Source organism: Paenibacillus abyssi (assembly GCF_014640295.1).
Classification (GTDB): Bacteria; Bacillota; Bacilli; order Paenibacillales; family Paenibacillaceae; genus Paenibacillus_D; species Paenibacillus_D abyssi.
This window is the reverse complement of the sequence record NZ_BMGR01000007.1, coordinates 12797-38864: the sequence shown is the minus strand read 5'-3', so window position 1 is coordinate 38864 and position 26068 is coordinate 12797. Positions and strand designations below refer to the sequence as shown.

General features: G+C 50.5%; 24 protein-coding genes, 1 tRNA gene and 1 other RNA gene. 3 read left to right on the top strand and 23 right to left on the bottom strand.

The genetic code is table 11. The features are described 5' to 3' along the window. Positions 1-191: 191 nt before the first annotated feature. From ssrA to IEW11_RS11490, 12 genes are all read right to left on the bottom strand, one after another. Positions 192-557, bottom strand: a transfer-messenger RNA (tmRNA) gene (ssrA, locus tag IEW11_RS11545). Between the two features lie 183 nt (positions 558-740). Next, the gene (gene smpB, locus IEW11_RS11540) at positions 741-1223 is read right to left on the bottom strand and encodes an SsrA-binding protein SmpB (RefSeq protein ID WP_188531227.1); all 483 of its coding nucleotides are present in this window, start codon (positions 1221-1223) and stop codon (positions 741-743) included. Positions 1224-1365: 142 nt separating this feature from the next. Beyond that, on the bottom strand, positions 1366-4092 hold the full coding sequence (gene rnr, locus IEW11_RS11535; protein WP_188531226.1) for a ribonuclease R: 2727 nt from the start codon (positions 4090-4092) through the stop codon (positions 1366-1368). 291 nt (positions 4093-4383) lie between these two features. Then, positions 4384-4620, bottom strand: coding sequence for a preprotein translocase subunit SecG (secG, locus tag IEW11_RS11530; RefSeq protein WP_188531225.1), 237 nt, complete (start codon positions 4618-4620; stop codon positions 4384-4386). A 140-nt stretch (positions 4621-4760) separates the two neighbouring features. After that, positions 4761-5537 (bottom strand): sugar phosphate isomerase/epimerase family protein, encoded by a 777-nt coding sequence (locus IEW11_RS11525; protein WP_229725223.1) that lies wholly within the window; start codon positions 5535-5537, stop codon positions 4761-4763. A gap of 328 nt (positions 5538-5865) precedes the next feature. Next, positions 5866-7161, bottom strand: a complete 1296-nt coding sequence (gene eno, locus IEW11_RS11520; protein ID WP_188531223.1) for a phosphopyruvate hydratase — start codon at positions 7159-7161, stop codon at positions 5866-5868. A 103-nt stretch (positions 7162-7264) separates the two neighbouring features. Next, a complete protein-coding gene (gene gpmI, locus IEW11_RS11515) occupies positions 7265-8812 on the bottom strand; it encodes a 2,3-bisphosphoglycerate-independent phosphoglycerate mutase (RefSeq protein ID WP_188531222.1) in 1548 nt (515 codons plus the stop codon). A 1-nt stretch (position 8813) separates the two neighbouring features. After that, positions 8814-9566, bottom strand: a complete 753-nt coding sequence (gene tpiA, locus IEW11_RS11510) for a triose-phosphate isomerase (RefSeq protein ID WP_188531221.1) — start codon at positions 9564-9566, stop codon at positions 8814-8816. A gap of 16 nt (positions 9567-9582) precedes the next feature. Continuing rightward, on the bottom strand, positions 9583-10764 hold the full coding sequence (locus IEW11_RS11505) for a phosphoglycerate kinase (protein ID WP_188531220.1): 1182 nt from the start codon (positions 10762-10764) through the stop codon (positions 9583-9585). A 238-nt stretch (positions 10765-11002) separates the two neighbouring features. Further along, positions 11003-11221, bottom strand: coding sequence for a hypothetical protein (locus IEW11_RS11500; protein WP_188531219.1), 219 nt, complete (start codon positions 11219-11221; stop codon positions 11003-11005). A gap of 233 nt (positions 11222-11454) precedes the next feature. After that, a complete protein-coding gene (gene gap, locus IEW11_RS11495; RefSeq protein ID WP_188531218.1) occupies positions 11455-12459 on the bottom strand; it encodes a type I glyceraldehyde-3-phosphate dehydrogenase in 1005 nt (334 codons plus the stop codon). Between the two features lie 115 nt (positions 12460-12574). Beyond that, positions 12575-13606 (bottom strand): sugar-binding transcriptional regulator, encoded by a 1032-nt coding sequence (locus tag IEW11_RS11490; RefSeq protein ID WP_188531217.1) that lies wholly within the window; start codon positions 13604-13606, stop codon positions 12575-12577. 255 nt (positions 13607-13861) lie between these two features. Here IEW11_RS11490 and IEW11_RS11485 point away from each other — a divergent pair. The 3 genes from IEW11_RS11485 (at position 13862) to sda (ending at position 15224) form a co-directional block, all read left to right on the top strand. Next, positions 13862-13936, top strand: a tRNA-Arg gene (locus IEW11_RS11485). 138 nt (positions 13937-14074) lie between these two features. Then, a complete protein-coding gene (gene clpP, locus IEW11_RS11480; protein WP_188531417.1) occupies positions 14075-14656 on the top strand; it encodes an ATP-dependent Clp endopeptidase proteolytic subunit ClpP in 582 nt (193 codons plus the stop codon). 265 nt (positions 14657-14921) lie between these two features. Continuing rightward, positions 14922-15224, top strand: coding sequence for a sporulation histidine kinase inhibitor Sda (gene sda, locus IEW11_RS11475; RefSeq protein WP_188531216.1), 303 nt, complete (start codon positions 14922-14924; stop codon positions 15222-15224). Positions 15225-15325: 101 nt separating this feature from the next. Here sda and IEW11_RS11470 read toward each other — a convergent pair whose 3' ends face one another. The 11 genes from IEW11_RS11470 to hisF all read right to left on the bottom strand — a co-directional run bounded on the left by IEW11_RS11470 (position 15326) and on the right by hisF (position 26053). Continuing rightward, complete coding sequence (locus IEW11_RS11470; RefSeq protein ID WP_188531215.1) at positions 15326-15595, bottom strand: HPr family phosphocarrier protein; 270 nt, start codon at positions 15593-15595, stop codon at positions 15326-15328. A gap of 130 nt (positions 15596-15725) precedes the next feature. Continuing rightward, a complete protein-coding gene (gene whiA, locus IEW11_RS11465) occupies positions 15726-16655 on the bottom strand; it encodes a DNA-binding protein WhiA (protein ID WP_188531214.1) in 930 nt (309 codons plus the stop codon). A gap of 5 nt (positions 16656-16660) precedes the next feature. Beyond that, positions 16661-17647, bottom strand: coding sequence for a gluconeogenesis morphogenetic factor MgfK (mgfK, locus tag IEW11_RS11460; RefSeq protein WP_188531213.1), 987 nt, complete (start codon positions 17645-17647; stop codon positions 16661-16663). A gap of 12 nt (positions 17648-17659) precedes the next feature. Further along, positions 17660-18547, bottom strand: coding sequence for an RNase adapter RapZ (rapZ, locus tag IEW11_RS11455; protein WP_188531212.1), 888 nt, complete (start codon positions 18545-18547; stop codon positions 17660-17662). 57 nt (positions 18548-18604) lie between these two features. Next, positions 18605-19552, bottom strand: a complete 948-nt coding sequence (locus IEW11_RS11450) for an ROK family glucokinase (RefSeq protein ID WP_188531211.1) — start codon at positions 19550-19552, stop codon at positions 18605-18607. Between the two features lie 199 nt (positions 19553-19751). After that, positions 19752-20699 (bottom strand): thioredoxin-disulfide reductase, encoded by a 948-nt coding sequence (gene trxB, locus IEW11_RS11445; protein WP_188531210.1) that lies wholly within the window; start codon positions 20697-20699, stop codon positions 19752-19754. 172 nt (positions 20700-20871) lie between these two features. Then, complete coding sequence (locus IEW11_RS11440; protein WP_188531209.1) at positions 20872-22617, bottom strand: HEAT repeat domain-containing protein; 1746 nt, start codon at positions 22615-22617, stop codon at positions 20872-20874. A 152-nt stretch (positions 22618-22769) separates the two neighbouring features. After that, the gene (locus tag IEW11_RS11435; RefSeq protein ID WP_188531208.1) at positions 22770-23720 is read right to left on the bottom strand and encodes a ribose-phosphate diphosphokinase; all 951 of its coding nucleotides are present in this window, start codon (positions 23718-23720) and stop codon (positions 22770-22772) included. Positions 23721-23807: 87 nt separating this feature from the next. After that, positions 23808-24614 (bottom strand): histidinol-phosphatase HisJ, encoded by an 807-nt coding sequence (gene hisJ, locus IEW11_RS11430; RefSeq protein ID WP_188531207.1) that lies wholly within the window; start codon positions 24612-24614, stop codon positions 23808-23810. A gap of 18 nt (positions 24615-24632) precedes the next feature. Beyond that, positions 24633-25298 (bottom strand): bifunctional phosphoribosyl-AMP cyclohydrolase/phosphoribosyl-ATP diphosphatase HisIE, encoded by a 666-nt coding sequence (hisIE, locus tag IEW11_RS11425; protein ID WP_188531206.1) that lies wholly within the window; start codon positions 25296-25298, stop codon positions 24633-24635. Continuing rightward, positions 25295-26053 carry an imidazole glycerol phosphate synthase subunit HisF gene (gene hisF / locus IEW11_RS11420; RefSeq protein ID WP_188531205.1) on the bottom strand — a complete coding sequence of 253 codons (759 nt, stop codon included), beginning with the start codon at positions 26051-26053 and terminating at the stop codon, positions 25295-25297. The genes hisIE and hisF overlap by 4 nt, the downstream gene beginning before the upstream one ends. Positions 26054-26068 lie beyond the last annotated feature (15 nt).

Below are 26068 nucleotides of genomic sequence, written 5' to 3'. Positions count from 1 at the left end.
TATTTAATATCTGTTGTGCTATTAAAGAATTAGTCTGATGCATTGCGGTACCACACCTTGAGTTGGCCAAAAACTTTTCTGATACCCTGTCCCAGTTCGTACAATCCCAGTAATATCAAGGCTTCAGGGAACCACCATGTATAGAGAAAAGACAAAAGGGACACCGCTTGAGGTGTCCCTTCTGATGGTATTGGTGGAGGCGAGGGGATTTGAACCCCTGTCCGAAGATAACGCCACACAGACTTCTACGGGTGTAGTCACAGTTTTGATGTCACCCAGGAGGACGCCCCGTAACCGGCTTCTTCCAAGGTCAGCCTGATTATCTTCTTCCGTCGACCCCAGGCGGAGACCGAGCGGCGTATCCCACTACAGTTGAGCCCCTATCCTAGTCACATGGGCGATGCCAGGTAGAAGCACGCTAACAGGTTATTAAGCTGCTAAAGCGTAGTTGTTTTGTTGTTTGCCGTTTAATAGGCTTTAGCGTTGATGAAGCGGACGCGTCCCCACTACCCGCAACCCATGCTCGAACTATCCCCGTCGAATCCAAGAACGCCCCCCTAATAGAAAGGTCGCTTCGGATCATGAGCGGCATCCTTATTCAAAGGATGGTCTCGAGCCGTTGCATACTTGCTGTTTCGGCATATCCAATGCCGTGTTTATAGTATAACACGATTCGGTCCACAATGTCGCAATCGATTATTGGAACCGTTGGTTAACCGATGGAAAACGTAAAAATCGGATTATCGTGCAACCTTCTGTTTCTCCCGCAGTGCGCGCTGAATATCGCGCTGCGCGTCGCGCTTGGCCGCTGTATCGCGTTTGTCATACTGCTTCTTCCCTTTACCAAGGCCAATCAGCAGCTTCGCATAGCCGTTGCGCGCATAGATCTTCAGCGGCACGATGGCGTAGCCTTCCTGCTTGGATAAGCCGAGAAGCTTATGAATCTGTGATTTATGCAGCAGCAGCTTACGAGCTCTCGTAGGGTCCGTCGGATTATGGCGGTTGCCCTGCTCGAACGGGCTGATATGCATATTGTGAATAAAGATCTCACCGTTTCTTATGGTGGCGAAAGCGTCGTTAATGTTCGCACGGCCTTGCCTTACCGACTTGATCTCCGTTCCTGTTAAGACGATCCCCGCTTCATAGGTTTCTTCAATGAAGTAATCATGGGAAGCTTTCTTGTTCTGGGCGAGCGGACGATCATGTGTGCTGTTCTTGCCCATGAGTATTCACTCCTTTAACGCTATGATTGGAGCCTGTTGCTAGAAAATGGACTCCTGCGCAGATTCATCAGGAGTCCATTGTAGCAACTTTAGGTCGTGAAATCAAGATTCCGGCTGTTCCAAGGTGGAAATCACCAATTTATTACTTGCGTTTTTTCCGAACGAAAGCCGCCATCGCGTTACCGTTCTTTTTCTTCTTGCGCGGCTTCGGCCCGCCGCCGCTTCCCGTAGCTCCGGCCGCGGCTTCACCTGCGAAGGCGCCGCTCTCCGCAGTCCGCTTGCGGCGCGATCCGCCGCCGGCTCCTCCAAATCCCTTGGGCCCGCGGCCCCCACGGGATCCTTCACCGGAGCCGCCGCCTTCCGCGCCGCTGCCGCCCTGGGCTTGCCCGCTAATCGGCAAGCCCCACATATCCTTGCGCCCGCTACGGCCACCGCCGGCGGACGCGTCCTTGCCGCCCCGGCTGCTGCCGGCGGCAGAACCATCACGGCCGCCGCCACGCCCTTCTGCGGTGCGCCCTGCTCCTGTGCCGCGGCCACCTGCCGCGCCGCGTCCTGCTCCCGCGGCGCCGAATCCGCCGCGCCCACCGCCTTTGCCGGCGGCTCCGCTGCCAGCGCGCTCACCCCTCCCAGCCGCGCCACCGCGTCCGGACGCACCGCTGCGCCCGCGCCCGCCTTTTCCGGCGGCTCCGCCAAATCCGCCGCCTGGGAAGCCGCCGCCACGCGGCTTCATGTCGACCATCTCGAAATCGATCGTATGGTCATCCATATTCACGCGTGCCACGCGGATCTTCACTTCGTCGCCGATACGGTAGATCTTCGACGTCCGTTCTCCGATGAGCGCCATATGCAGCTCATGGAAATGATAGTAATCATCCGTCAGATCGCTGAGCCGGATCAAGCCTTCAACCGTATTGTCCAGCTCGACGAACATGCCGAAGCTCGTGACACTGCTGATCAGACCGTCGAATTCCTCGCCTACTTTGTCCAGCATGTATTCGCACTTCTTCAGCTTGTCCGTGTCGCGTTCCGCATCGACAGCCACACGCTCACGCTCAGAGGAATGCTGCGCAATGTCCGGCATACGCGCCTCCAGCGCCTCCTGCCGAGCCTCAGGCAACATGCCGCCATTCTCCAGCACCTCACGCATGACTCGGTGGATAACCAAGTCCGGATAACGACGAATCGGTGAAGTAAAGTGTGAATAAAACTCGGCCGCCAGACCGAAGTGTCCCAAGCTCTGATGATCATACTTGGCCTGTTTCATCGATCTCAGCATCACCGTCGAGATGACCGTTTCTTCTTTCGTACCGCGAATTTCCTCCAGCAGTGTCTGCAGCGCGCGCGGATGAATGGAATTTGTTTTGCCCTTCACGGTATAACCGAAGTTGGCCGCAAATTGTACAAAGCTCATCAGCTTCTCTGAATCCGGGTCTTCATGAATCCGGTAAAGGAATGGTACCCGCAGCCAGTGGAAATGCTCTGCCACGGTCTCATTGGCCACAAGCATGAACTCCTCAATGATCTGCTCGGCAACCGAGCGCTCCCTTTTTATAATATCAACGGGCTTGCCTTCTTTGTCGACAATAACCTTTGATTCCTGGAAGTCAAAATCAATCGCTCCGCGCTTCATCCGCTGCTTGCGCAGCCTCATCGCGAGCTCCTCCATCAGCTTGAACATGTCAACAAGATCCGCATATCTTTCCTTCAGCTGTTCATGGTCATCCTCACCGGTCAGAATTTTGCGCACATTGCTGTACGTCATCCGCTCCTTTGTCCTGATGACACTGGTGAACACATCATGGCGAACGCGCTTTAACGTCTTCGCGTCAAATTCCATCTCGCACGACATCGTCAGCCGGTCCACCTGCGGATTGAGGGAACAGATGCCATTGGACAAACGGTGCGGCAGCATCGGGATCACCCGATCTACCAAGTACACGCTGCAGCCCCGCCGGAACGCCTCTTGATCGAGCGCCGACTTGTCCCGCACATAATAACTGACATCGGCGATATGTACACCGAGCACATAGTTCCCATTTTCCAGGCGCTCCACATTTACTGCGTCATCGAGATCCTTTGCGTCCTCACCGTCGATCGTGACGATGACTTTATCGCGCAGATCGCGTCTGCCCTGCTTTACAATCTCTTCTTCCGTAATTGAATCCGGAGCCGCCTCCGCCTCAGCCATCACCTCATCCGGAAAGCTCTCCGGAAGTTGATGCTTACGAATAATCGATAGAATGTCAACGCCAGGGTCATCCTTATGGCCAAGCACCTCGACGATCTCACCTTCTGCCGCTGATCGCCCTTCCGGATAGTTCACAATCCGCACAACAACCTTTTGCCCGGTGACCGCACCCTGATAACCGCCCCGCGGGATAAAAATATCCCGGTTAATCCGTTTGTCATCCGGGATAACAAAGCCGTACGCCTCATGATTCTCAAACGTTCCGACAACCTGCGTAATCGCCCGCTGGACAACGCGCACAACCTCGCCCTCCATGCGTCCGCCGCCTTCGCTCTTGGCTGTAATGCGAACCAGCACGATATCGCCGTTCATGGCCGTCTTCAGATCATTGGCATGCAGGTAGACATCCGGGTGATCCTTCTCCTCCGGTATCAGAAAAGCAAAACCCTTCGCATGCGCCTGTACGCGGCCCCGCAGCAGATTCATCCTCTCCGGCACACCATAACGTTCACTGCGAGTGCGAATGATTCTGCCCTTTTCCTCCAGCTCATTTAATAATTTCAAAAAGTCCTTGAATTCAGTTGCATCCTCCGTACCCCAATGCTGTTCCAACTCTTGATATGTCATCGGTTTATAAGCGGTTTCGCGCATAAAATCAAGCAATTCCTGTTCTGTTACCATTACTTTCTCACCTCATAGACCATGACGTTAATTGATAGATTCCCATATACATTTCAGTATACACGAAAATGCGACACGCCATCCGTTTCTTTCCAAATTAGCTGCAATAACAGCTCTTTTATTAATTTAACCACTATTGGCCTAAATCATCATCCCTTAAACATCCAGACCAAACCCAAAACGGCTGCCGCCGTCTCTTGTCTTCCCTGTGAAAATAAGCTTAATCACTCCAATGCTGCATCTTTGCACAAAAAAAAGCGAGGGCTAGTCCCTCGCTTTTCGCGTTATTTCTTAAGCTTTTACCAAGTACGCTACAACCAGCGCCAGCAGGAAAAATCCAACTGCCAATACAACAGTCAAGCGCTGCAAAAACAAGTCCAAACCGCGGGCTTTTTGCTTGCCGAACAAGTGCTCAGCACCACCGGAGATTGCTCCAGCCAAACCAGCGCTCTTTCCTTTTTGCAAAAGAACAACCGCAATCAAGCCCAACGAGAAAATTACCAATACAATTTTCAATGCGAGTTCCACAGTTCCACCTCCTGCTTAAGGAGTTATTCACAACCCCAAGCCATCTCACAAAACACAGTGCTCTAATTATATCACAAATGTCTTATGATGACAATATTGCCTCGGTTTATCCGGTTTTCCCTCTTGCAGGAGACAGGCAATCAGATGATGCCCCGCTGCTTGAAAAATTCCAGACTGATCGCGGCACTGTCAAGGGAAGAGCCTTCGAACTGTTCCTGCTCCACAATATAGTAGAGAATACCGGCTTGCTCGGAAACGGCCAGCACACTGTCAAAGTCAACCACACCTCTGCCGATTTCCGTATCGCTGCGTCCATCTCCGAAATCTTTAAAATGCGCTAGCGGAACACGGCCCGCATATTTATTAATGTAATCTACCGGCTTCTGGCCGCCCATATGTACCCAGCCCAGATCGAATTCAGCGAACAGCAGGTCAGCCGGAACGCGCTCAAGCAGATGATCAATGACGGCTTTACCTTCCACCTGTTTGAATTCAAACGCATGATTGTGATAACCATATTTCAAACCCGCCGCAGTGACTTGCTGCGCCGCCTTTTCAATCACGGAGACGAATTGGTCGACATCCGCCATCGTCGGGTTTTCCGGCAGCGGAGCATAAGGCGTTACGATATAAGATAAGCCGATTTCCTGTGCATATTCAATCTGAGCGGCCAATTCGGATTCCCGTTTGCTTGGGTCCTCCCAATTCAATCCGATATGTGCCGATGGAGCTTTCAGGCCCGTATCATCCAGCACTTTTTTTAATTCTTTAGCTGGCGTACCGAAATATCCGGCAAACTCAACGACTGAATAACCGATTTCCGCTACCTTCTTAATTGTACCCAAAAAATCATTCTCCGTCTGATCACGGAGCGTATACAATTGAATGCCTACTTGCGGTTTTGCCAAAGGGAACACCACCATTTCGTTTAGTTACGCCGCGCCTATGCGCCGTTCTCTATATTATAGCGCTTACAGAATGCGATGCTATGCCGGGTTTTGGTGCATTCTTTTGCAATTTTGGTGAGATTGGAGATCCCCCTCGACCAATCGCCCGGTGGAGGTAGGGAGGGAACTTTAGTATTACTGTGTATTATTAAGTATTACTAAAACCTCCTGGACCAATACTCTTACTTTTTCTCCCTATAGAAAAAACCCCCGCGACTGAGACTGAGACGCGAGGGCTTTCTGCAGGCAGCTGCCATCGAAATGGCTGGCTATTGGCTAGTGCCAATCGGGGCCGATATTATTTCTTGAAGTTTTTCAAGTTGTAGAATGCAGCAGCTCCGCCATAGATTGCTGTGGAGCCCAATTGATCTTCGATGCGAAGCAATTGGTTGTATTTTGCAACGCGGTCCGTACGGGACGGCGCACCTGTTTTGATCTGGCCAGCGTTAGTCGCAACAGCGATGTCGGCAATTGTGCTGTCTTCGCTCTCACCGGAACGGTGGGAGATAACAGCTGTGTAGCCTGCGCGTTTCGCCATTTCGATCGCGTCGAACGTTTCAGTCAGTGTACCGATTTGGTTTACTTTAACCAGGATGGAGTTACCCACGCCTTGCTCAATACCGCTGGACAGACGCTCTGTGTTTGTTACGAACAGGTCGTCACCAACGAGCTGTACTTTACCGCCGAGCTTCTCAGTGAGTAATTTCCAACCTTCCCAATCGTCTTCGGAACAACCGTCTTCGATCGAGATAATCGGGTATTTGTCAACAAGGGAAGCCAGGTAGTCAACAAATTCAGCGGAAGTGAAGGAACGGCCTTCGCCTTCGAGATGGTATTTTCCATCTTTGAAGAATTCCGTGGATGCAACGTCCATACCAAGGAATACGTCAACGCCTGGTTTGTAACCGGCACGCTCGATTGCGGAAATGATCGTTGTGATTGCCTCTTCGTTGGAGCCCAGGTTCGGAGCAAAGCCGCCTTCGTCGCCAACTGCAGTGTTCAAGCCTTTGTCTTTCAATACGGCTTTCAGGTTATGGAAAATCTCTGCGCCGATGCGCAGCGCTTCTTTGAAGCTTGCTGCACCAACCGGCAGTACCATGAACTCTTGTACGTCGATATTGTTGTCGGCATGCTCGCCGCCGTTTACGATGTTCATCATAGGAACCGGCAATGTTTTTGCGTTGAATCCGCCAAGGTATGTGTAAAGCGGCATGCTCAGTGCGTCAGCTGCTGCGCGAGCCACGGCCATCGATACCGCAAGAATTGCGTTTGCGCCCAATTTAGCTTTGTTCGGCGTTCCGTCAAGTTCCAACATTTTACGATCAATTGCAACTTGATCCAGTGCGTCCAGACCGATAATTTCCGGGGCAATAATGGAGTTTACGTTGTCGACAGCTTTCAACACGCCTTTGCCCAGGTAGCGGCTTTTGTCGCCATCGCGAAGCTCTACGGCTTCGTATGCGCCAGTGGAAGCACCCGAAGGTACGATTGCACGGCCAGTGCCGCCGGATTCCAAGGTTACTTCGACTTCAACCGTCGGGTTACCGCGGGAGTCAAGCACTTCGCGTGCGTATACATCAGTAATGATAGACATGGAAAGAAACACTCCTTTTAAATGTTTTTTGTATGGCCATTGGATCACACCAACGCCAGTCCCAATGATTATTATACCGTTTATTTCTAAATAGAAAACTTAATTAAATCTTAGATTTGGCAATTAACGTGTTGCCCGTCATCTCAGCCGGTTTCGCCAGCTGCAGAAGGTCAAGCACTGTCGGTGCGATGTCAGCAAGAATGCCGCCTTCACGAAGCTCCACATTCGCATCCGTTACGATAAAAGGCACCGGATTTGTCGTATGTGCAGTGAAAGGGCGATTCAGCTCATCGAGCACCAAGTCAGCGTTACCGTGGTCAGCCGTAATGAGACATACGCCGCCTTTAGCAAGCACAGCCTCCACTACTTTACCTAAGCAATCATCCGTCGCTTCAACCGCTTTGATCGTTGGCTCCAGCATGCCGGAGTGTCCAACCATATCCGGGTTGGCAAAGTTAAGGATAATCGCATCATGGTTTTCCGCTTCAATTTCCTTGACTGCCGCCTCTGCCACCTCATAAGCGCTCATCTCAGGCTTCAGATCGTAGGTTGCAACCTTTGGCGAATTGATGAGAATGCGCGTCTCGCCTGGAAGCTCGACATCGCGGCCGCCGCTGAAGAAGAACGTAACATGCGGATATTTCTCCGTCTCGGCGATCCGCAGCTGTTTCTTGTTATTTTGCACGAGCACTTCACCCAGTGTATTGTCGAGATTTTTTGGCGCATAAGCCACATAGCCTCCAACGGTCTCACTGAACAGCGTCAAGCATACAAAATGCAAGTTAACAGGATGATTCGCACCGCGATCGAAGCCCCGGAAATCTTCATTCATGAATACCTGCGATAATTGAATCGCACGGTCAGGACGAAAATTGAAGAATACGACCGCATCTTCGGATTCCACCAGACCAACAGGCTTGCCGCCTTCACCGACAATGACGGTAGGCATCACGAACTCGTCGAAGATCGACTGTTCATAGGATTGCACGACCGCAGCGATCGGATTAGTGTACTGAGGACCCTCTCCGTATACCATTGCGCGGTAGGATTTCTCTGTACGCTCCCATCTCTTATCACGGTCCATCGCGTAATAACGCCCTTGAACGGTAGCGATTTGACCAACGCCAAGCTCTTGGATCTTCGCTTGAACAGCCTCAAGGTAGGTGCGTGCACTGTCCGGCGATACATCGCGGCCATCCAGGAACGCATGAATGTAAACCTCGGTCAAGCCTTCTTTCTTGGCCAGTTCAAGCAGTGCAAACAGATGCTCGATATGGCTATGAACGCCGCCATCGGACAGCAATCCATACAGGTGAAGCTTCTTGTTATTCTTTTTCGCATGATTAACCGCACCCAGCAGGGTTTCATTATCGAAAAATTCGCCATCGCGAATGGACTTCGAAATGCGGGTGAGATCCTGATATACGATCCGGCCGGCTCCAATGTTCAGATGGCCAACCTCGGAGTTGCCCATCTGCCCTTCCGGCAATCCTACCGCCTCTCCGCACGCCGTCAGCGTCGTGTTCGGAAAGGTGGAGAGATAACGGTCATAATTAGGCTTTTTCGCTTGTGCAACGGCATTGCCGTGAGTTTCCCCACGCAGGCCGAAACCGTCCAATATAATTAACGCAACCGGTCTTGGGGCAGCCATCTTACTTGGCCCCCTCGATCAGTTGGATGTAAGAAGCTGGCTCCAAGCTCGCTCCGCCGACTAACGCGCCGTCAATATTCGGCTGAGCCATGTACTCAGCGATGTTGCCCGGCTTCACGCTGCCGCCGTATTGAATCCGTACCGCGTCTGCAGTTGCTTGATTGTACAAGCCTGCAACAACGCCGCGAATGTAGGCAATAACGTCTTCCGCATCTTCGGAAGTCGAAGATTTGCCCGTTCCGATCGCCCAGATTGGCTCATAAGCGATAACAACCTGCGCTGCCTGCTCTGCGGACAAGCCTTGGAATGCTGCAGTCGTTTGCACATTGCAAACATCCTTCGTTTGTCCTGCTTCACGCTCTTCCAGCTTCTCGCCGACACATACGATAGGCGTTAAGCCGTGTTTGAATGCCGCTTGAACTTTTTTGTTCACGATTTCGTCCGTTTCCGCGAAATAAGCGCGGCGCTCGGAGTGGCCGATAATGACGTACTGCACGCCCAGGTCTTTCAGCATAACGCCACTGATTTCACCCGTATAAGCGCCGTTGTCTTCAAAATGAAGATTTTGCGCGCCGATCGCGATCGTCGTCCCTTTAGCTGCCTCTACCAAAGCAGGAAGCGCAATGTATGGGGCACAAATGACGCTTTCCACGCCGTCAACTTCCGCTTTTCCTTTGACATCAGCGAAAAACGCTGTTGCCTCGGAAACTGTTTTGAACATTTTCCAGTTACCTGCAATAATCGGTTTTCTCATCGTAGATCCATCCCTTCTACTTATCTTTAAGAGCTTCTACGCCCGGCAGTTTTTTGCCTTCCATGAACTCGAGGGAAGCGCCGCCGCCAGTCGAAATATGATCCATTTTATCCGCCAAACCGAATTTCTCTGCTGCCGCCGCGGAATCGCCGCCGCCGATAACCGTGTATGCCGAAGTCTCCGCGCAAGCTTGCGCTACCGCACGAGTACCGTGGGAGAAAGGCTCGATTTCGAATACGCCCATCGGTCCGTTCCATACAACGAGCTTCGAGTTTTTGATAACATCTGCATACAGCTCACGCGTTTTCGGCCCGATGTCGATGCCTTCCCAGTCAGCAGGAATGCCGTCAACTCCGACTTCACGTGTATTCGCATCTGCGCTGAAATCATCGGTAACGATAATATCAACTGGCAGAAGGAAGTTTTTGCCCAGTTCTTTTGCTTTATTAATAAAGCCCAGTGCAAGATCCAGCTTCTCGTTGTCCACAAGCGACTTGCCGATTTCATGGCCTTGCGCTTTGAAGAACGTGTAGGACAGGCCGCCGCCGATCAATACATTGTCCGCAATTTCAAGCATTTTATTAATAACGTCGATTTTATCTTTAACCTTCGAACCTCCGACAATCGCCGTAAACGGACGATCCGGGTTAGACAATGCTTTGCCCAGCACTTCCAATTCCTTCTCCATCAGCAAGCCCGATACAGCCGGCAGGTGATGAGCGATGCCTTCGGTCGATGCATGCGCACGGTGCGCCGCTCCGAATGCGTCATTCACGAACAAGTCTGCAAGCTCGGCAAAAGCTTTTGCCAGTTCCGGATCATTCTTCTCTTCACCGGCATAGAAACGAACATTTTCAAGCAAGAGCACATCGCCGTTGTTCAGCGCGGCTACTTGGCTTTTCACTGCATCTCCGATTGCTTCGTCAGCTTTCGCCACTTTCTTGCCGAGCAGCTCGGACAAGCGCTCAGCCGCAGCGTTCAAACGCAACTCTTCGACGACTTCACCTTTCGGACGGCCCATGTGGCTCGCCAGAATTACCTTAGCGCCATTGTCGATCAGGTATTGGATCGTTGGCAGCGTCTCGCGGATCCGCGTGTCGTCTGTGATGCTGCCGTTCTCAACCGGTACATTGAAATCCACGCGTACAAACACGCGTTTGCCGTTCACTTCCACGTCTCTTACACTTTTCTTGTTCATTAACTGGAACCTCCTTAATAATGGGGGTGTAGAAGGTTTACTCAATAATCATAGCGTGTCCCGGATTTGCTAGGCAAATCCGGGACGAAGCGATCCAAGCTGTAGTGAATAGGTAGCCGAAACGTTCCTCTCACGCTCTATATACAATTAACTCCGATCAATCGAGAATTTTTATCTTGCACTCTTGCTATTACATTAGGCGGAGCCCTATGTAATTCACTTGCTATCGCAAGCCCCGTCAGGGGTGAGTCAGCGCAGCAAGTATCCAGCTTTCCCTTCCACCGGCAGCCGCAAGCCCCGTCAGGGGTGAGTCAGCGCAGCTGGTGTCCAAGCCTTCCCTTCCACCGGCAGGCCGCAAGCCCCGCAGGGGCGAGTCAGCGCAGCTGGTGTCCAAGCCTTCCCTTCCACCGGCAGCCGCAAGCCCCGTCAGGGGTGAGTCAGCGCAGCTGGTGTCCAAGCCTTCCCTTCCACCGGCAGGCCGCAAGCCCCGTCAGGGGCGAGTCAGCGCAGCTGGTGTCCAGGGGGGGTGCTCCGCATGGGAGCGTGTCCCCCAGGGACAATAGCGGGCAGTTCACCGCACAACGCATCGTTCCTGCAGCCCGGCTCCCGCCTCGGGTTCACCGTTTCGGGTGTCCAGAGGGCAGAGCCCTTGGGGTCCCCCTTTGGAAAAGGGGGATTTAGGGGGATTAATTACAAACCTTTGGAAGCAATATAAGCAGCCAAATCTACAACGCGGTTGGAGTAGCCCCACTCGTTGTCGTACCAGGAAACGACTTTAACCATGTTGCCTTCAACAACCATCGTGGACAGGCCATCGATTGTGGAGGAAGCCGGGTCGCCGTTGTAGTCGCTCGATACAAGCGGCTCTTCAGAGAAGTTCAAGATACCTTTCAGCGGGCCTTCGGAAGCAGCTTTCAGAGCAGCGTTAACTTCTTCTACAGTGACGTTTACTTTCAACTCAGCAACCAGATCCGTTACGGATACGTTAGGAGTTGGAACGCGCATTGCCATACCGTTCAATTTGCCTTTCAGCTCAGGAAGAACAAGCGCAACGGCTTTTGCAGCTCCTGTGGAAGAAGGAATGATGTTCTCAGCAGCAGCGCGTGCACGGCGCAGGTCTTTATGAGGCACATCAAGTACGGATTGGTCATTTGTGTAAGAGTGAACAGTTGTCATCATACCTTTAACGATACCGAACTTGTCGTTCAGAACTTTAGCGAAAGGCGCCAAGCAGTTCGTAGTACAAGAAGCGTTCGAAATAACGGTATGTGCAGCTGGATCGTATTTATCTTCGTTAACACCGATAACAACAGTGATGTCTTCGTTAGTAGCTGGAGCGGAGATGATAACTTTCTTAGCGCCGCCTTTAAGGTGAAGCTCAGCTTTTTCTTTTGCAGTGAAGATCCCTGTGGATTCAACAACGATCTCAACGCCATGTGCGCCCCAAGGCAGGTTCCCAGGATCGCGCTCAGCGAATACTTTGATTTCTACGCCATTAACGATCAGCGCGCCTTCTTTAGCTTCTACTGTTGCGTCCAATTGGCCATGTGTAGTGTCATATTTCAAAAGGTGTGCCAATGTGCTCGTATCTGTCAAATCGTTTACAGCTACCACTTGCACATCAGGATTGTTCAGTGCAGCGCGGAATACGTTACGACCAATTCGTCCAAAACCATTAATACCAACTTTAACCATTGTTTTTTGCCTCCCAAAATGTGTAATGATTTGTTATTGCATATATCTCAAGACGTTAACAGCCTGGATTAACATGCCGCTTCCGCCGTGATCTCTAGTTCAGTGTTGCCTACTTTCACTCATTTTCAAACTGCTCTGCGATTGCAAGTGCGGCCGCTTCGTCTGTGACGAGCACATCGTCATGCCCGAAACGCATGACTGCAGCGATCGCTTCCGCCTTGCTTTTGCCTCCGGCGATTGCAATGACCACTTCGGCAGCCTGGATATCCTCAAGCCTCAAGCCTGCTGTAGGCATACGGTGCACAACGGCGCCCTGCCGGTCAAAATAAAACCCGAACGCCTCGGCCAGCGCACCTTCGTCTTTCATGGCATGAACCATAGCCTCATCCACCTTGCGGCGCCTGGCCATAACCATAGCGTCCCCGATGCCATGCAGCACAATGCGGGCTGAACGGATCACTTCAACAATTTCCCGGATGTTAGGCTCCTGCATCAAGGATAGGTAAGCTTCTTCTCCAAGATGATCCGGAACATGCAGGAGACGGTATTGCGCTCCCGTCCGTTTGGCCATTGTAGATACAATCGTATTGGCTTGATAATCTACGCTTTCACCCAAACCACCGCGTGCAGGCACAAACCGTATGCCTTTGAGCGGGGCCTGTGAGGTTAACTGATTGGCAACCTGCGCCAATGTTGTTCCCCCTGTAACGGCAACCACATCATCGGTTCCCATGTACTTGCGCAGCGCATGGCAGCCGGCTCGTCCAAGCTCCCGCTTGGTATGCAGCGATGTGTCGGAATCACCGGGCACAACCCATACTTGCTTTAATCCGAAATACCTGCGAATTCGCTCTTCCAGATCGGATAGGCCAAAAAGTTCCTTCACCATTGGCTCCATCTCATCAAGCAGCTGTTTCCCCGCATCGCTAATGCGCATGCCTGAAGGTTGAATTTCCAGCAGTCCTTGAGCTTTCAGAAAGTCCGTCTCCGCTCTCAGCACCCGCTCTGTCATCGATAGCGAAGCAGCCAGCATTCTTCGTCCAATAAAATCCGACTGTTTTACCTGCTGCAGGATATTGTATCGCTTCTTCATTACATCCGTCAGATCAGGCATTAGCTGCTGCTGCAGTTCAATGATTTTGCGCATAATGGGCGTTCACTCCTGTAAGCCCGGGTATAGTATTCATGATGCTTTGCATTGCCCTCGCAATGCATTGGACCAAATAAGTCCCAGTAGTTCATTTTTAGTCCCACTGTTATTGTAACCAATTTTTTTCTACCACGCAATAACATTGACGCAATTGAAACCGTTTACCGCCATTATTTTCACAAAATTTATTTTTCACTACCCCCTTGCTTTTTGATTTCGTATCCAATATAATAAACCTCGCTATCCTTTCTTGCGCCCGTGGTCCAATGGATATGACGTAGGCCTCCGGAGCCTGAGATCGAGGTTCGATCCCTCGCGGGCGCGCCATAAAGCTTCAATTTGATTCAATCCTGACAGAAGTCAGGTTTTTTTATTACCTGGGTTTGACTATCTTTGACTTTTGTTTTGGAATCCGTTATTATGAGGTTACATCACCTATTTTGATTGGAGGGAGCCCAAATGGATATGAATTTTGTACCTATGGTCATTGAACAGAGCAATCGCGGAGAACGAGCTTATGACATTTATTCCCGCCTTCTAAAAGACAGAATTATCTTTCTTGGGAGCGGTGTGAACGATGTCGTCGCCAATTCCATCATCGCACAATTGCTGTTCCTTGCAGCCGATGATCCGGAGAAGGATATCAGCTTGTACATTAACAGCCCCGGCGGTTCGATAACTTCAGGAATGGCCATTTTCGATACAATGCAATTTATTAAACCAGACGTTTCAACAATTTGTGTAGGGATGGCTGCTTCCATGGGCGCCTTCTTGCTTGCGGCTGGAGCCAAAGGCAAACGTTATGCACTGCCTAACAGCGAAGTCATGATCCATCAGCCGCTCGGCGGCGCAGAAGGGCAAGCAAGCGATATTGAGATTCGTGCCAAACGGATTTTGAAAATGCGCGATAAGCTGAACACCATTCTTGCCGAACGTACCGGCCAACCGCTGGAGCGTATTGAAAAGGATACCGACCGCGACTATTTCATGAGTGCTGAAGAAGCAATGAATTACGGTCTGGTCGATAAAGTCATCGAAAAAATCTAATCGCAGATCGCTGTGCTATAAACGGTTTCCCCCTTTATTCACGAAGGAGGAAGCCGTTTTTTTGTATAGCTGTACAACACCTTTAATTATGGTCAAAAAAATCCAGTTTTATTTATCATAATTTTTAACATTTGTCAACAAAAATTCAGAGCTTCGAATTGACCAAGACGATGTACCCATTTCATGTTAAGATGATAAATAGAAACTTCCCATATTCATACATCTCTAGGGTTGTTTTTCAAACCATTAAATGGAGTGCAATGTAATGAAAATATCGAATCCATTTCTCTGTATGAGAAATTTTATTAAACTAAATTATTCGAGCCGCCGTCATGATAGCAGGTTATCATTAGAACAACCACTCCGATTTGTCCCTGCCCGGGCTTCTGAAGTGGAGAATGACCCTAATCAGGACAAGACCATACTGCTTAAGCCCTTAAATGACGAACATCTCATTGAAGTATACCGCGAGGCACAAGCGATGCGGTTATCTGATGATTTCATTCGTTTAATCGAGAACGCAATGGAACAGCGCAATCTACCTGTTCATGAGATGAAGAATCGATAATAGTGAATCATAACGAGACCGCCAGTTCATCTGGCGGTCTCTTTTTGTCCCAACGCAAAAAAGCCCCTTAAAGGAGCTTTCATACAACGGCACAATCCATTTTATTGGTTCTCAAGCTCTTCTTTGCTTACCAAGTTGACTAAAGCGGTTACAGCTTGATCTGCGTCCGAACCTTCGGCACTGATGTGAACCTCGGTGCCCGAACTGATCGCCAAGCTCATTATCCCCATAATGGATTTGGCATTCACTTTTTTGTCGTCCTTCTCCACGAACACTTCGGAAGAAAACTTATTTGCTTCCTGCACAAAAAGTGCAGCCGGTCTTGCATGGAGACCCGTTTTTAATCGAACGACCACAGGATGCCTTGTCATGGAAACCATACCCCCTATAACATATTTCAATCTACAATTAGAATTGTTCATTTATTACCAAGATCATTAAGAGGATGATCTTTTGTACACTATTATCCATTATAACACTGAGAGCACTAGGTTGAAAAGTTCAGCCATTTCTTATTTTATCGGCTAATTCATCAATTTTGCGAAGCCGATGGTTAACGCCTGACTTACTTACTTTTCCTTTGAGCAAATCACCGACTTCCGTCAGGTTCATATCCGGATGCTGCAGCCGGATTTCAGCGACCTCACGCAGCTTCTCAGGCAGGTTCTCAAGTCCGAATTCCTTTTGGATCAGCTTAATATTATCGATTTGACGCACAGCAGCTCCAATCGTTTTATTTAAGTTAGCCGTTTCACAGTTGACGATGCGATTGACCGAGTTGCGCATATCCCTCATAATCCGTACATCCTCAAATTTAAACAATGCTTGGTGTGCACCGATAATATTAAGCAGCTCGATGATTTTCTCGCCTTCTTTAATGTAGAAGATAAAGCCCTTTTTCCGCTCGATACATCTGGCATTCAGATTAAAGCGGTTAGCAAGGTCCACCATGGCATTGCAGTGCTCTTCGTACAACGATGAAATCTCCAGATGGTAGGATGAACCCTCCGGATTATTCACGGAGCCCCCCGCAAGAAACGCGCCCCGCAGGTAAGAACGTTTGCAGCAGGATTTACGGATCATCTCTTTGTCGATGCCTTGATTGAACATGAAGCCTTCCGTCACGATGCTCAGATCGCTTAGAATCTCCTGCACTTTCGCCGGTATCCTTACAATGTACACGTTATTCTTTTTTAACCGCATTTTTTTGCGAACCAACAACTCCGTGTGTACGGAAAACAGCTTTTTGATGAGCGAGTAGATCCGCCTTGCGATTGCGGCATTTTCCGTGCAGATGTCAAGAATGACTTTCCGGTTGGAGAGATTCACTGAGCCGTTCATCCGAATCAGCGCCGATAGCTCGGCTTTCTCGCAGCAGGGATCCGCTTCGATCATTGTCAGTTCTTTTTTGGTTTGCGCCGCAAAGGACAAGGGACTCACCTCTTTCGTAACATCCAGCTTTCCACTAGCTGATAAATATGATTGCTAAGCTTGGCGGCATCATGCCGGAGATACGTACGGAATAACACTAACCGGTCAGCTATGACCTCATATCCCCGCCGCTTGACTTCCTCCAGATCCAGATGGACCGCTTTGGCGCCTTTCTCTGCGTACTTGCTTTGCACCTGGGCAGGTATTTCGCCATTGTTGACAATAACGTAATCAAATAGATGATGCCCTACATGCGCATGCACAGCGGCTAAATGATCACTAACCGAATACCCGTCCGTTTCCCCTGGCTGGGTCATCACATTGCATACGAACATTTTGACTGCGTTCGATTCGACGATGGTCTGGGCTAGCTTTGGAACAAGCAGATTCGGAATAATACTGGTATAAAGACTTCCGGGGCCGATTAGAATCGCATCAGCCTCTTTCAGCGCTTCTACCGCTTCATCAAGCGGTTCGACATTATGCGGCTCGATGAACACCCGCTTAATCGCATTACGGGCTTTGGGAATCATCGATTCCCCCGTGACAATCGTGCCATCCAACATTTCCGCCTTCAGTACAATCGCCTGGCCGGCGGCCGGCAGCACACGCCCTCTGACAGCTAGTACACGGCTTAATTCACGAATACCTGTTACAAAATCACCGGAAATATCAGTCATTGCCGCAAGCATTAGATTGCCCAAGCTATGGCCTGCTAAACCTGTTCCGCTGCTAAAGCGGTAATTCAACATATCGGCAAGCAGCGGCTCCACGTCGGCTAACGCCGTCAATACGTTTCGAATGTCACCTGGCGGAGGAATCTGCAGTTCATTACGGAGAATGCCCGAGCTGCCACCGTCATCCGCCACGGTTACGATCGCCGTTATATCCAGCGGTTTCTCTTTCAAGCCGCGCAGCATGACCGATAGCCCGGTTCCGCCGCCAATGACGACGATCCTGGGCTTCGCTATCGTTTTCAAGCCTCGCTCCATCGATTCACCCCGTTAATGGCGGTCACGGTCGGCATCACGATGGCTGACTCGTACCACTTCTGTATCACTGCTGCCAAGCATGCGCCCTAAATATTCGGCGATCGCTACGGAACGATGTTTACCCCCGGTACAACCGATCCCAATGACAACCTGGCTCTTTCCTTCCTTACGATAGAGAGGAATGAGAAAATTAAGCATATCCAGGAGCTTAGTCAAAAATACCTGAGTTTCCGGCCATTTCATCACATAGTCGTACACTTCCGGATTTTGCCCCGTATTCGGCCGTAAATGGTCGATATAATGAGGGTTTGGCAGAAACCGGACATCATAGATCAAATCCGCATCAATCGGCATGCCGTATTTAAAGCCGAATGAAGTGACATTAATGGATATGCTATTCTGCCCGAGATTCGTAAACCGGGAGATGATCCTCTCTTTCAGCTGTGCAGGCTTTAGATTGCTCGTATCAATCACCTGTGTCGCCCAGCCTTTGAGATCCTCCAGCAAACGCCGCTCCAGCTTGATCCCTTCCAGCGGCAGGCCGTCTGGAGCAAGCGGATGCCGCCTGCGGCTCTCCTTGTATCGCTGAACAAGTACGCCGTCTGTTGCATCCAAGAACAAGATTTCGTAATCTATCGTGTAATGATCTTTAATATAAGATAGCGATTCGGATAATGCGGTAAAAAACTCGCGACCTCGGAGGTCGATGACAAGCGCTACTTTGCCGATCTTGCCTTTCGATGATTCAATTAACTCGGCAAACTTCGGAATCAGGACAGGCGGCAAATTATCGACACAGAAAAAACCAAGATCCTCAAGGCTTTGCACTGCGATCGTTTTTCCAGCACCCGACATGCCTGTTATAATCAAAAGTTTAGCCACGGCTGCTTCCGTGCCCATTATGAATCCCTCCTAACCGGAACAGGTTTGAGGCCGTGCTCATTGCTTCTCAAACCTTTAGTTGATAAGCAAGCCTGCCGCACCGACAACGCCTGCATTGTTTCCAAGCTCAGCAGGAACGATCTCCACACCCTCTTGGGCGATATCAGGAGTCAGCTTTTGGAAAACCTCGCGAATTTGGTCAAATAAGAAATCTCCGGCTTTGGACACTCCGCCGCCAATGATAAATCTTTGCGGGTTAAGCACAATTGCTACCGCTGCCAGTGATTTGCCCAGATAGAATGCCGCACGGTTGACGATGCGAATGGCCACCTCGTCGCCGGCTTTCGCCGCATCGACAACATCTTTAGCCATAATATCCTCAACAAGTGACAGAGACGTTCTGTCGCCGCGTGCAACCGCATCCTTCGCCATCCGAATAATTCCCGTAGCAGAGGAAACGGTTTCCAGACAGCCCATTTTGCCGCAACCGCATTGGATTGCTTCCAGATCGGGAACGATCTGCATATGCCCCAGCTCTCCGGCCATGCCGGAAAAGCCTTCAATAATTTTGCCGTTGATAATAATACCGCCGCCTACGCCAGTGCCTAAAGTGTAACATACACAATTGGGCACGCCTTTACCTGCGCCGCCCCATGCCTCTCCAAGTGCCGCAACGTTGGCATCATTATTAATGCGAACTTCCTTCTGCAGCTTCTCCTCCAGAATATCGCGCAATTTCACATTACGAAGTCCGAGATTGACCGAGTGCTTAACGAATCCGTTCGGAATATCCAAAAACCCCGCAATACCGATTCCCACTCCTGCTACCTGTTCCCAGGCATAGGGAGATTCTTCAACGATATGGCGAGCATATTTCGCAATATTATTGATTATTTCATCCGTACCTACTTCTACTCCAGTCGGTCCTTCGTACGTTTGGATGAGAACACCTTCTACATTACAAATACCCACTTTAATCGTGGTGCCCCCGATATCCGCTCCAACGTAGATCTTTTCAGACATGACTATTGCCACCTCAATCAATTAGTATACTGCTTCTGTACCAACTATAAGCGAACACTTCCTTCTGGTCAAGACAGACGGGCTTGTAGACAAAGGCACTGCTGCATCCAAAAGCAAGAGCCGAAGCAAAAGAGCGGCTCCTATAAATTGAAAACGGCGCATTCGCCAATTTCTCAGCGAATACGCCGGCTTCACTCTCTTAAAGCGACTGGCTCCAATCGTGCACCATGCTGCCTTCGAGAAACTTTTCGCAATCGAGCGCAGCCATACAACCGCTGCCCGCTGCCGTAATCGCTTGACGATATTTATTATCCTGAACATCACCGCAAGCGAAGATTCCTGGCACATTCGTCTCCGAAGTTCCGGGTTTTACTATAATGTAACCCGTCTCATCCGTATCAATCTGGCCGCCCAAAAATTTTGTGTTTGGCGTATGGCCGATCGCCACGAACAATCCGTTCGTCTCGATTATCTCTTCTTCACCGGTAGTATTGTTAAGGACCTTTAAGCCCGTTACTCCCATACCGCCTGTGACGACTTCAATCGGCGTCCGGTTTAAAGCCCAGGTGATTTTGCCGTTCTCGCGCGCCCGGTCCTGCATAATCTTTGAAGCACGCAGCTCTTCACGGCGGTGCACTAACACGACTTCCGTTGCGAATCTTGTCAAGAAATTCGCTTCTTCCATCGCTGAATCGCCGCCGCCGACAACGATGATTTTTTTACCGCGGAAGAAGAAACCGTCGCAAGTCGCACAGGTGCTCACACCGTTGCCCACATTATCACGCTCGCCTGGAATACCGAGGTATTTTGCCGAAGCGCCGGTTGAGATGATCAATGATTCCGCCTGCAGCTCGCCTTGGCCTTCAACCTGCAGTGTGAATGGACGCTTGGACGTATCCACTGAATTCACCCAGCCTGTGCGGAATTCCGCACCGAAACGTTCGGCTTGCTTGCGCATGTTCGCCATCAACTCGGGGCCCATGATTCCATCCGGAAACCCTGGGAAATTCTCGACGTCGGTTGTCGTCGTCAATTGGCCGCCCGGTTCCGGGCCTTCGATAATAAGCGGGTTCATATTCGCCCTTGCTAAATAAATTGCTGCAGTCAATCCGGCAGGACCGGTTCCGATAATAATCGCTTTGTACATTTCAACAACCTCCTCGCTTTATAGGCTTCCCAGCCATTAACGGCCTTCGCCATCCTTTTATTAGAATAACAGGTTCATCGATAACCGGCGGATACCCCGCACCTCTAAATCGATCATTACCCCTATCCTTTATATTGGAATGGACAATCGTTTCTTGGCGCATTGCGGCTTATTACTCTCGGTGAAATTCTCCGAATTTAGGGAAGATTGATTTCATTTTTTCCTTAATGCCGCATGCTTCATCAATCCATTTCGCATATTTGCTGACCGTTGAGATCGATGTTCCGTAACGCTGCGATACTTCATGATAGGAGATCGCACGCCGGTGCATCTTGGCTGTCAGATACTCTAGCGCCGCGGCCCAGGGCTCTATCTTGTTCACCTTCGGCACATCCGGATAGACGCGCGACAGATATTCCACCCACAAGGTCAGCAGATCATACTGCTGCACCATGTCATAATGCTTATTCATGCGGGAAAGCGCCGCTTCCAGTACGGCCTGCCACTTCTCATCCCAGACCGGGAGCCTGGACGGCATACGGTTCGGATCAATGACGGCAGCTTTGCCTTCGAGAACCGCATGAAGCGATTCATGGACACCTATTGTGCGCAGGACAAATATTGCGATTCGTTTCAGATAATCGTCTTCCTCCGGCTCTAACAGGAAATCCTTGAGCGCATCCTTTACTTCACTGTCCGCAATCAAGCCCAGCGCCTGAATGACCTGCAGCTTCGTTTGGCGATCGCCATGCCTAAGCGCCCAGAAGAAGGAGGATCGCACAAGCGGATCGCGTTTGAGATGGTCAGGCAGTCCCCCGGATGATTTCTCCCAGAGCTTGAACTGTTCCTCGAACGGAAGATGGTAATGATAACTTGTCGGCGCCGGTTCAAACCCGCTGCGGACCCGCTCCAATTGATCCAAATAATACTTTGGAATATCAGAGTCCGGGTCCAGCTTGCACGCCTGCCGCCATAACCGCTGCGCTTCGTCCAATTTCCCGATATTCGTTGCCGCTACGGCTGTATAATGATATAAACATGGATCCTGCTGCAGTACCGCATCCTTGAGAAGACGCTGAAAATGGCGGTACGCCGCTTCATGCTCCCCAAGAATCCCCATTGTCGTAGCGAGCTTGAAGACATGCTCGTGATGGAATGGATAGGTCTTGTTCAGCAGCTCCAGCAGTTGTTCAAGGTCTTCTTTCCTGCCGGCATGCTGATAGAAAATCGCCAAATTGCAAAGTCCGTGCAGGTTACCTGGTTCAAGCTTCAGCACATCGCCGATCGTCTTCATGCCTTCATCAAACAATCCCATGTAATAATAGGCTAAAGCAAGATTGTTCCGTGCTGCAAGAAAATCAGCTTGCTCCTCAACAATTTTCTCCAGGATGCGTACAGCCTCGACAAATTTCCCCTCTTCGAGCAAAGTCCTCGCCTGGTCATGCTCATACATGCCCTCGCGCGATTTCACATTGGCCTGCCTAGGCGGCCGTTCCAGCTCATAATGGAGCAGCTCCATCATCTCTTCCGCTTCGTCAAGGAACTGTCCCTCGGCATCTTCTTCCAGGTATTGAACCAGCGCATCCTCCGCCGCTTCATACATCTCCATATTCGCATAATTATTGGCCATATAGAAATGACATTCCGTCATTGTCGGATCAAGCTTGCCCAGAACGTCGCTGAGAATCCGGTTGGATTCTTCATAATTGCCCATCTCCGATAAAATACCCGCCATGTTGCAATGGTTTACCGGATTATCAGGCTCATATTCCACCGCTCGTCTGAAATATTTAAGTGCCTTGTCATAATGATATCGGTCCAAAGACCGGACCGCTCTCTCGAAAAAGAACGTGGCATCAAGTTGAATGGGAATGACTTTCGCTCGGTTGCTCACAGCCACTTGCTTTTTCTCTTTCACCTGCAAGGCACCTCCTGCGTACATCGATTTTGGTACGATTATACCACAGCCCTGACGTTCAATACACAACTGATATGTGGCAATTAACCCAGGCAGCCTCTTCCGAAGGCAAACAGCAAGCATATGTCTGCTTGCTGTTTGCGGCATGGCAATTAAACTCCCTTATGCTTAAACAATGTGCTGATCGAGCCGCCTTCGATAATAATTCGGGTGGCTTCCGCCAGCATTGGCGCAACGGAAATCACCTTGAATCGTTCCGGATGGCTTTCCGGCAAAGCGATAGAATCCGTAATAATAACCTCTTTAATATGTGGATGGTCCAAACGCTGCAGTGCAGGGCCTGAGAACAAAGGATGCGTCGCACATACATAGATGTCCGCTGCTCCACGCTCTTTCAGGCTTTCCACGACATTGACGATCGTTGTTCCCGTATCAATCAAATCTTCGATTATGATAGCAGTCGCGCCTTCTACATCACCGATAACATGCGTAATTACCGACTCATTGTGGGCCGGCCGTTTTTTGATCATGATTGCAAATGGAGAATCCAAATTATTTGCCAGCTTCTCAGCCGTAGATGCACGTCCTGCATCCGGGGAGACAACAATCGGATTTTGGATATCCTTAGCTTTCAAATAATCGCTGATCAAATCCAGAGCGGTCAAGTGATCCACCGGAATGTTGAAGAAGCCCTGGATCGCTGGAGCATGAAGGTCAATGGTGATGACCCGGTGTGCACCGACTGTTGTCAGAACGTCCGCTACCATTTTAGCGGAAATCGGTTCACGCGGTGCCGCTTTGCGCTCTTGCCGCGCATAACCGTAATATGGCATGAGGATGTTCACCGTACGGGCAGAAGCACGCTTGGCAGCATCGATCATGACCATCAATTCGACAAGATGTTCGTTAATAGGATGGGACAGCGATTGTACGATAAATACATCACAATTCCGAATCGTCTCTTCATAATGGACGTAGATCTCTCCGCTCTTAAAACGTGAGATATTGATTTTTCCGAGCGTAAGTCCGAGCTCCGCACTGATCCTCTCCGCCAACATCGGATTTGAGGAACCTGAAAAAATACGCAACTTGTCGCTAAACATGATACCCTCCTGAGCGTTTGAACCATTACCTGATTCTAGCCGTAGTTTGTTTCGACATCTATTATTATACATGCAATTATCGATTTTTCAAAAATTGACCATCATTCGCTTCCGTTGTTTAAACGTCGCCAGCTGTCCGAATCCGATTTCTTTCAACTGTGCGCGCGCTTCATCCAAATATTGCCCAAGCCTCTCCGGCTGGTGCGCATCTGAACCAATAGTTAACGGAAGCCCGATATCCCGCGCATATTCAAGCATCCTTCTGCCCGGAAACATCTCCTTTGCAGGCATCCGCAGGCCTGAGGCATTCAACTCAATCGCCAGATCATGGCGTTTGACAGCCTCGAGCGCCGCATTTTCCAGCGCAGTCACATCTTCTTCCGGTTTGAAACCGAAGCGTTTGATCACATCAATATGGCCGATATAGTCATACAAGCCGGAAGCCGCCGCCTTCTGCACCGCGTCATAATAACGCTCGTACACCTCCAGCTTGTCCCGTCCTTCCCAGCCGTGGGTTTGGCGGAAATCCGTTACATCCCATTCGCCGAGAAAATGTACGGAGCCGATCACGTAATCCCAAGGATAAGCCTTGATGATGCGTTCGATCTGTTCCTCCCAGCCTTCGATATAATCGGCCTCCAAGCCGACGCGGACGTCGATCTGGCTCTTGTATTTCCCCTGCAGCTCGAAGCATTCCTCCACATAGCGCGGAAGCTCTTCCATCGGCATCGCCATCTCCGGATAATAAGTCGCCGGATCGACGTGCAGCAGCGGAATATGGTCGGACAGCCCGATTTGATCCAAGCCGATCTCGATCCCCCGCTTCACGTATTCCTCCAACGAGCCGACCGCATGGCCGCAGCGTGCATGATGCGTATGGTAATCGATAAACATGACCCAGCACCGGCCTTTCTATCGCATTTTGTTCGTTGTCGGTTTATTGTGTCGCAAGCCCAGCTCCCGCATCACTTCATCCAGCGGCAGTCCCCGTTCGCGAAGCAGTACCATGAGATGGAAGATCAAATCGCTGACTTCGCTTCGCAGCTCGTCATTATCCTTGTTCTTCGCAGCGATGATAACCTCGGCCGCTTCCTCGCCGACCTTTTTCAAAATTTTGTCGACACCCTTCTCGAACAGATAGGTCGTATACGCGCCGTCAGGACGTTCCGCATATCTCTGCGAGATCGTGGCCTCCAGCTGATTCAGCATCGCAAACCGCTCTTTTGCTTCTCTCGGATCGTCATTTGCCCCGGGAACTGCAATCTGGTTAAAGAAGCAGCTGTATCTTCCGGTATGACATGCGGAGCCCTCTTGATCAACCCGCACCAGCAGCGTATCCCCATCACAGTCGTAACGCATGGAACGGATCTTTTGTACATGGCCTGAAGTCGCGCCTTTGTGCCACAGCTCACCGCGCGACCGGCTCCAGAACCAGGTTTCACCGCTCTCGATCGACTTGTTCAACGACTCCTCGTTCATATACGCCATCATCAGTACTTCCTTGCTTACCGCATCCTGAATGATCGCCGGTACGAGGCCGTCCGCATTCCACTTTATCTCATTCTTCCATTCGCTCATCGCACTTCCACTCCTTTCTCTCTGAGATCATCCTTAACCTCGCCGATGGTCATTTCTTTATAATGAAAAATCGTTGCCGCAAGCCCTGCATCCGCATGGCCCGCATCAAATACCTCATGAAAATGCTCCACCTTGCCTGCACCACCGGACGCAATGACTGGAATGCCTACCAGATCGGATACCGCCCGCGTCAGCTTCACATCAAAGCCGTCCTTTGTTCCGTCCGCATCCATGCTTGTCAGCAAAATTTCTCCCGCTCCAAGCCGCTCCACTTCCTTCACCCACTCGAGCGCGCGCATGCCGGTGCCGTTGCGGCCGCCATGCGTATACACTTCCCATTCTCCCCAGGCCGGATTGAATTTCGCGTCGATTGCCACAACAATGCACTGCGAGCCGAACTTTCGCGCCCCTTCCGATACCAGCAAGGGATTTTTCACTGCCGCTGTGTTAATTCCGATTTTGTCCGCGCCTGCGCGCAGCAGTCTTTTCATGTCATCGACATGCGCGATGCCACCACCTACGGTGAATGGAATCGTAATCTCGCCAGCTGTCCGCTGCACGACGTCGACCATCGTTGCACGCCCTTCATGGGAAGCGGAAATATCGAGAAAAACAAGCTCGTCGGCACCTTCTTTGTCATACGTGGCCGCAAGCTCGACCGGATCGCCGGCGTCGCGCAGATTGACGAAATTAACGCCTTTGACAACACGTCCATCCTTGACATCCAGACAAGGAATAATCCGTTTAGCCAGCATTGGCTGCTCCTCCTC

Bases quoted from the DNA above. Each gene is read 5' to 3' on its own strand.
- IEW11_RS11505 (WP_188531220.1), bottom strand. From the start codon at position 10,764: ATGAACAAGAAAAGTGTAAGAGACGTGGAAGTGAACGGCAAACGCGTG.
- trxB (WP_188531210.1), bottom strand. From the start codon at position 20,699: ATGTACAAAGCGATTATTATCGGAACCGGTCCTGCCGGATTGACTGCA.
- IEW11_RS11450 (WP_188531211.1), bottom strand. From the start codon at position 19,552: ATGTCTGAAAAGATCTACGTTGGAGCGGATATCGGGGGCACCACGATT.
- rapZ (WP_188531212.1), bottom strand. From the start codon at position 18,547: ATGGGCACGGAAGCAGCCGTGGCTAAACTTTTGATTATAACAGGCATG.
- IEW11_RS11490 (WP_188531217.1), bottom strand. From the start codon at position 13,606: ATGCGCAAAATCATTGAACTGCAGCAGCAGCTAATGCCTGATCTGACG.
- IEW11_RS11470 (WP_188531215.1), bottom strand. From the start codon at position 15,595: ATGACAAGGCATCCTGTGGTCGTTCGATTAAAAACGGGTCTCCATGCA.
- sda (WP_188531216.1), top strand. From the start codon at position 14,922: ATGAAAATATCGAATCCATTTCTCTGTATGAGAAATTTTATTAAACTA.
- tpiA (WP_188531221.1), bottom strand. From the start codon at position 9,566: ATGAGAAAACCGATTATTGCAGGTAACTGGAAAATGTTCAAAACAGTT.
- eno (WP_188531223.1), bottom strand. From the start codon at position 7,161: ATGTCTATCATTACTGATGTATACGCACGCGAAGTGCTTGACTCCCGC.
- gpmI (WP_188531222.1), bottom strand. From the start codon at position 8,812: ATGGCTGCCCCAAGACCGGTTGCGTTAATTATATTGGACGGTTTCGGC.
- hisJ (WP_188531207.1), bottom strand. From the start codon at position 24,614: ATGTTTATCGATTACCATACGCATCATGCACGCTGCGGCCATGCGGTC.
- hisF (WP_188531205.1), bottom strand. From the start codon at position 26,053: ATGCTGGCTAAACGGATTATTCCTTGTCTGGATGTCAAGGATGGACGT.
- mgfK (WP_188531213.1), bottom strand. From the start codon at position 17,647: ATGGAGCGAGGCTTGAAAACGATAGCGAAGCCCAGGATCGTCGTCATT.
- IEW11_RS11435 (WP_188531208.1), bottom strand. From the start codon at position 23,720: ATGTTTAGCGACAAGTTGCGTATTTTTTCAGGTTCCTCAAATCCGATG.
- gap (WP_188531218.1), bottom strand. From the start codon at position 12,459: ATGGTTAAAGTTGGTATTAATGGTTTTGGACGAATTGGTCGTAACGTA.
- hisIE (WP_188531206.1), bottom strand. From the start codon at position 25,298: ATGAGCGAATGGAAGAATGAGATAAAGTGGAATGCGGACGGCCTCGTA.
- clpP (WP_188531417.1), top strand. From the start codon at position 14,075: ATGAATTTTGTACCTATGGTCATTGAACAGAGCAATCGCGGAGAACGA.
- smpB (WP_188531227.1), bottom strand. From the start codon at position 1,223: ATGGGCAAGAACAGCACACATGATCGTCCGCTCGCCCAGAACAAGAAA.
- rnr (WP_188531226.1), bottom strand. From the start codon at position 4,092: ATGGTAACAGAACAGGAATTGCTTGATTTTATGCGCGAAACCGCTTAT.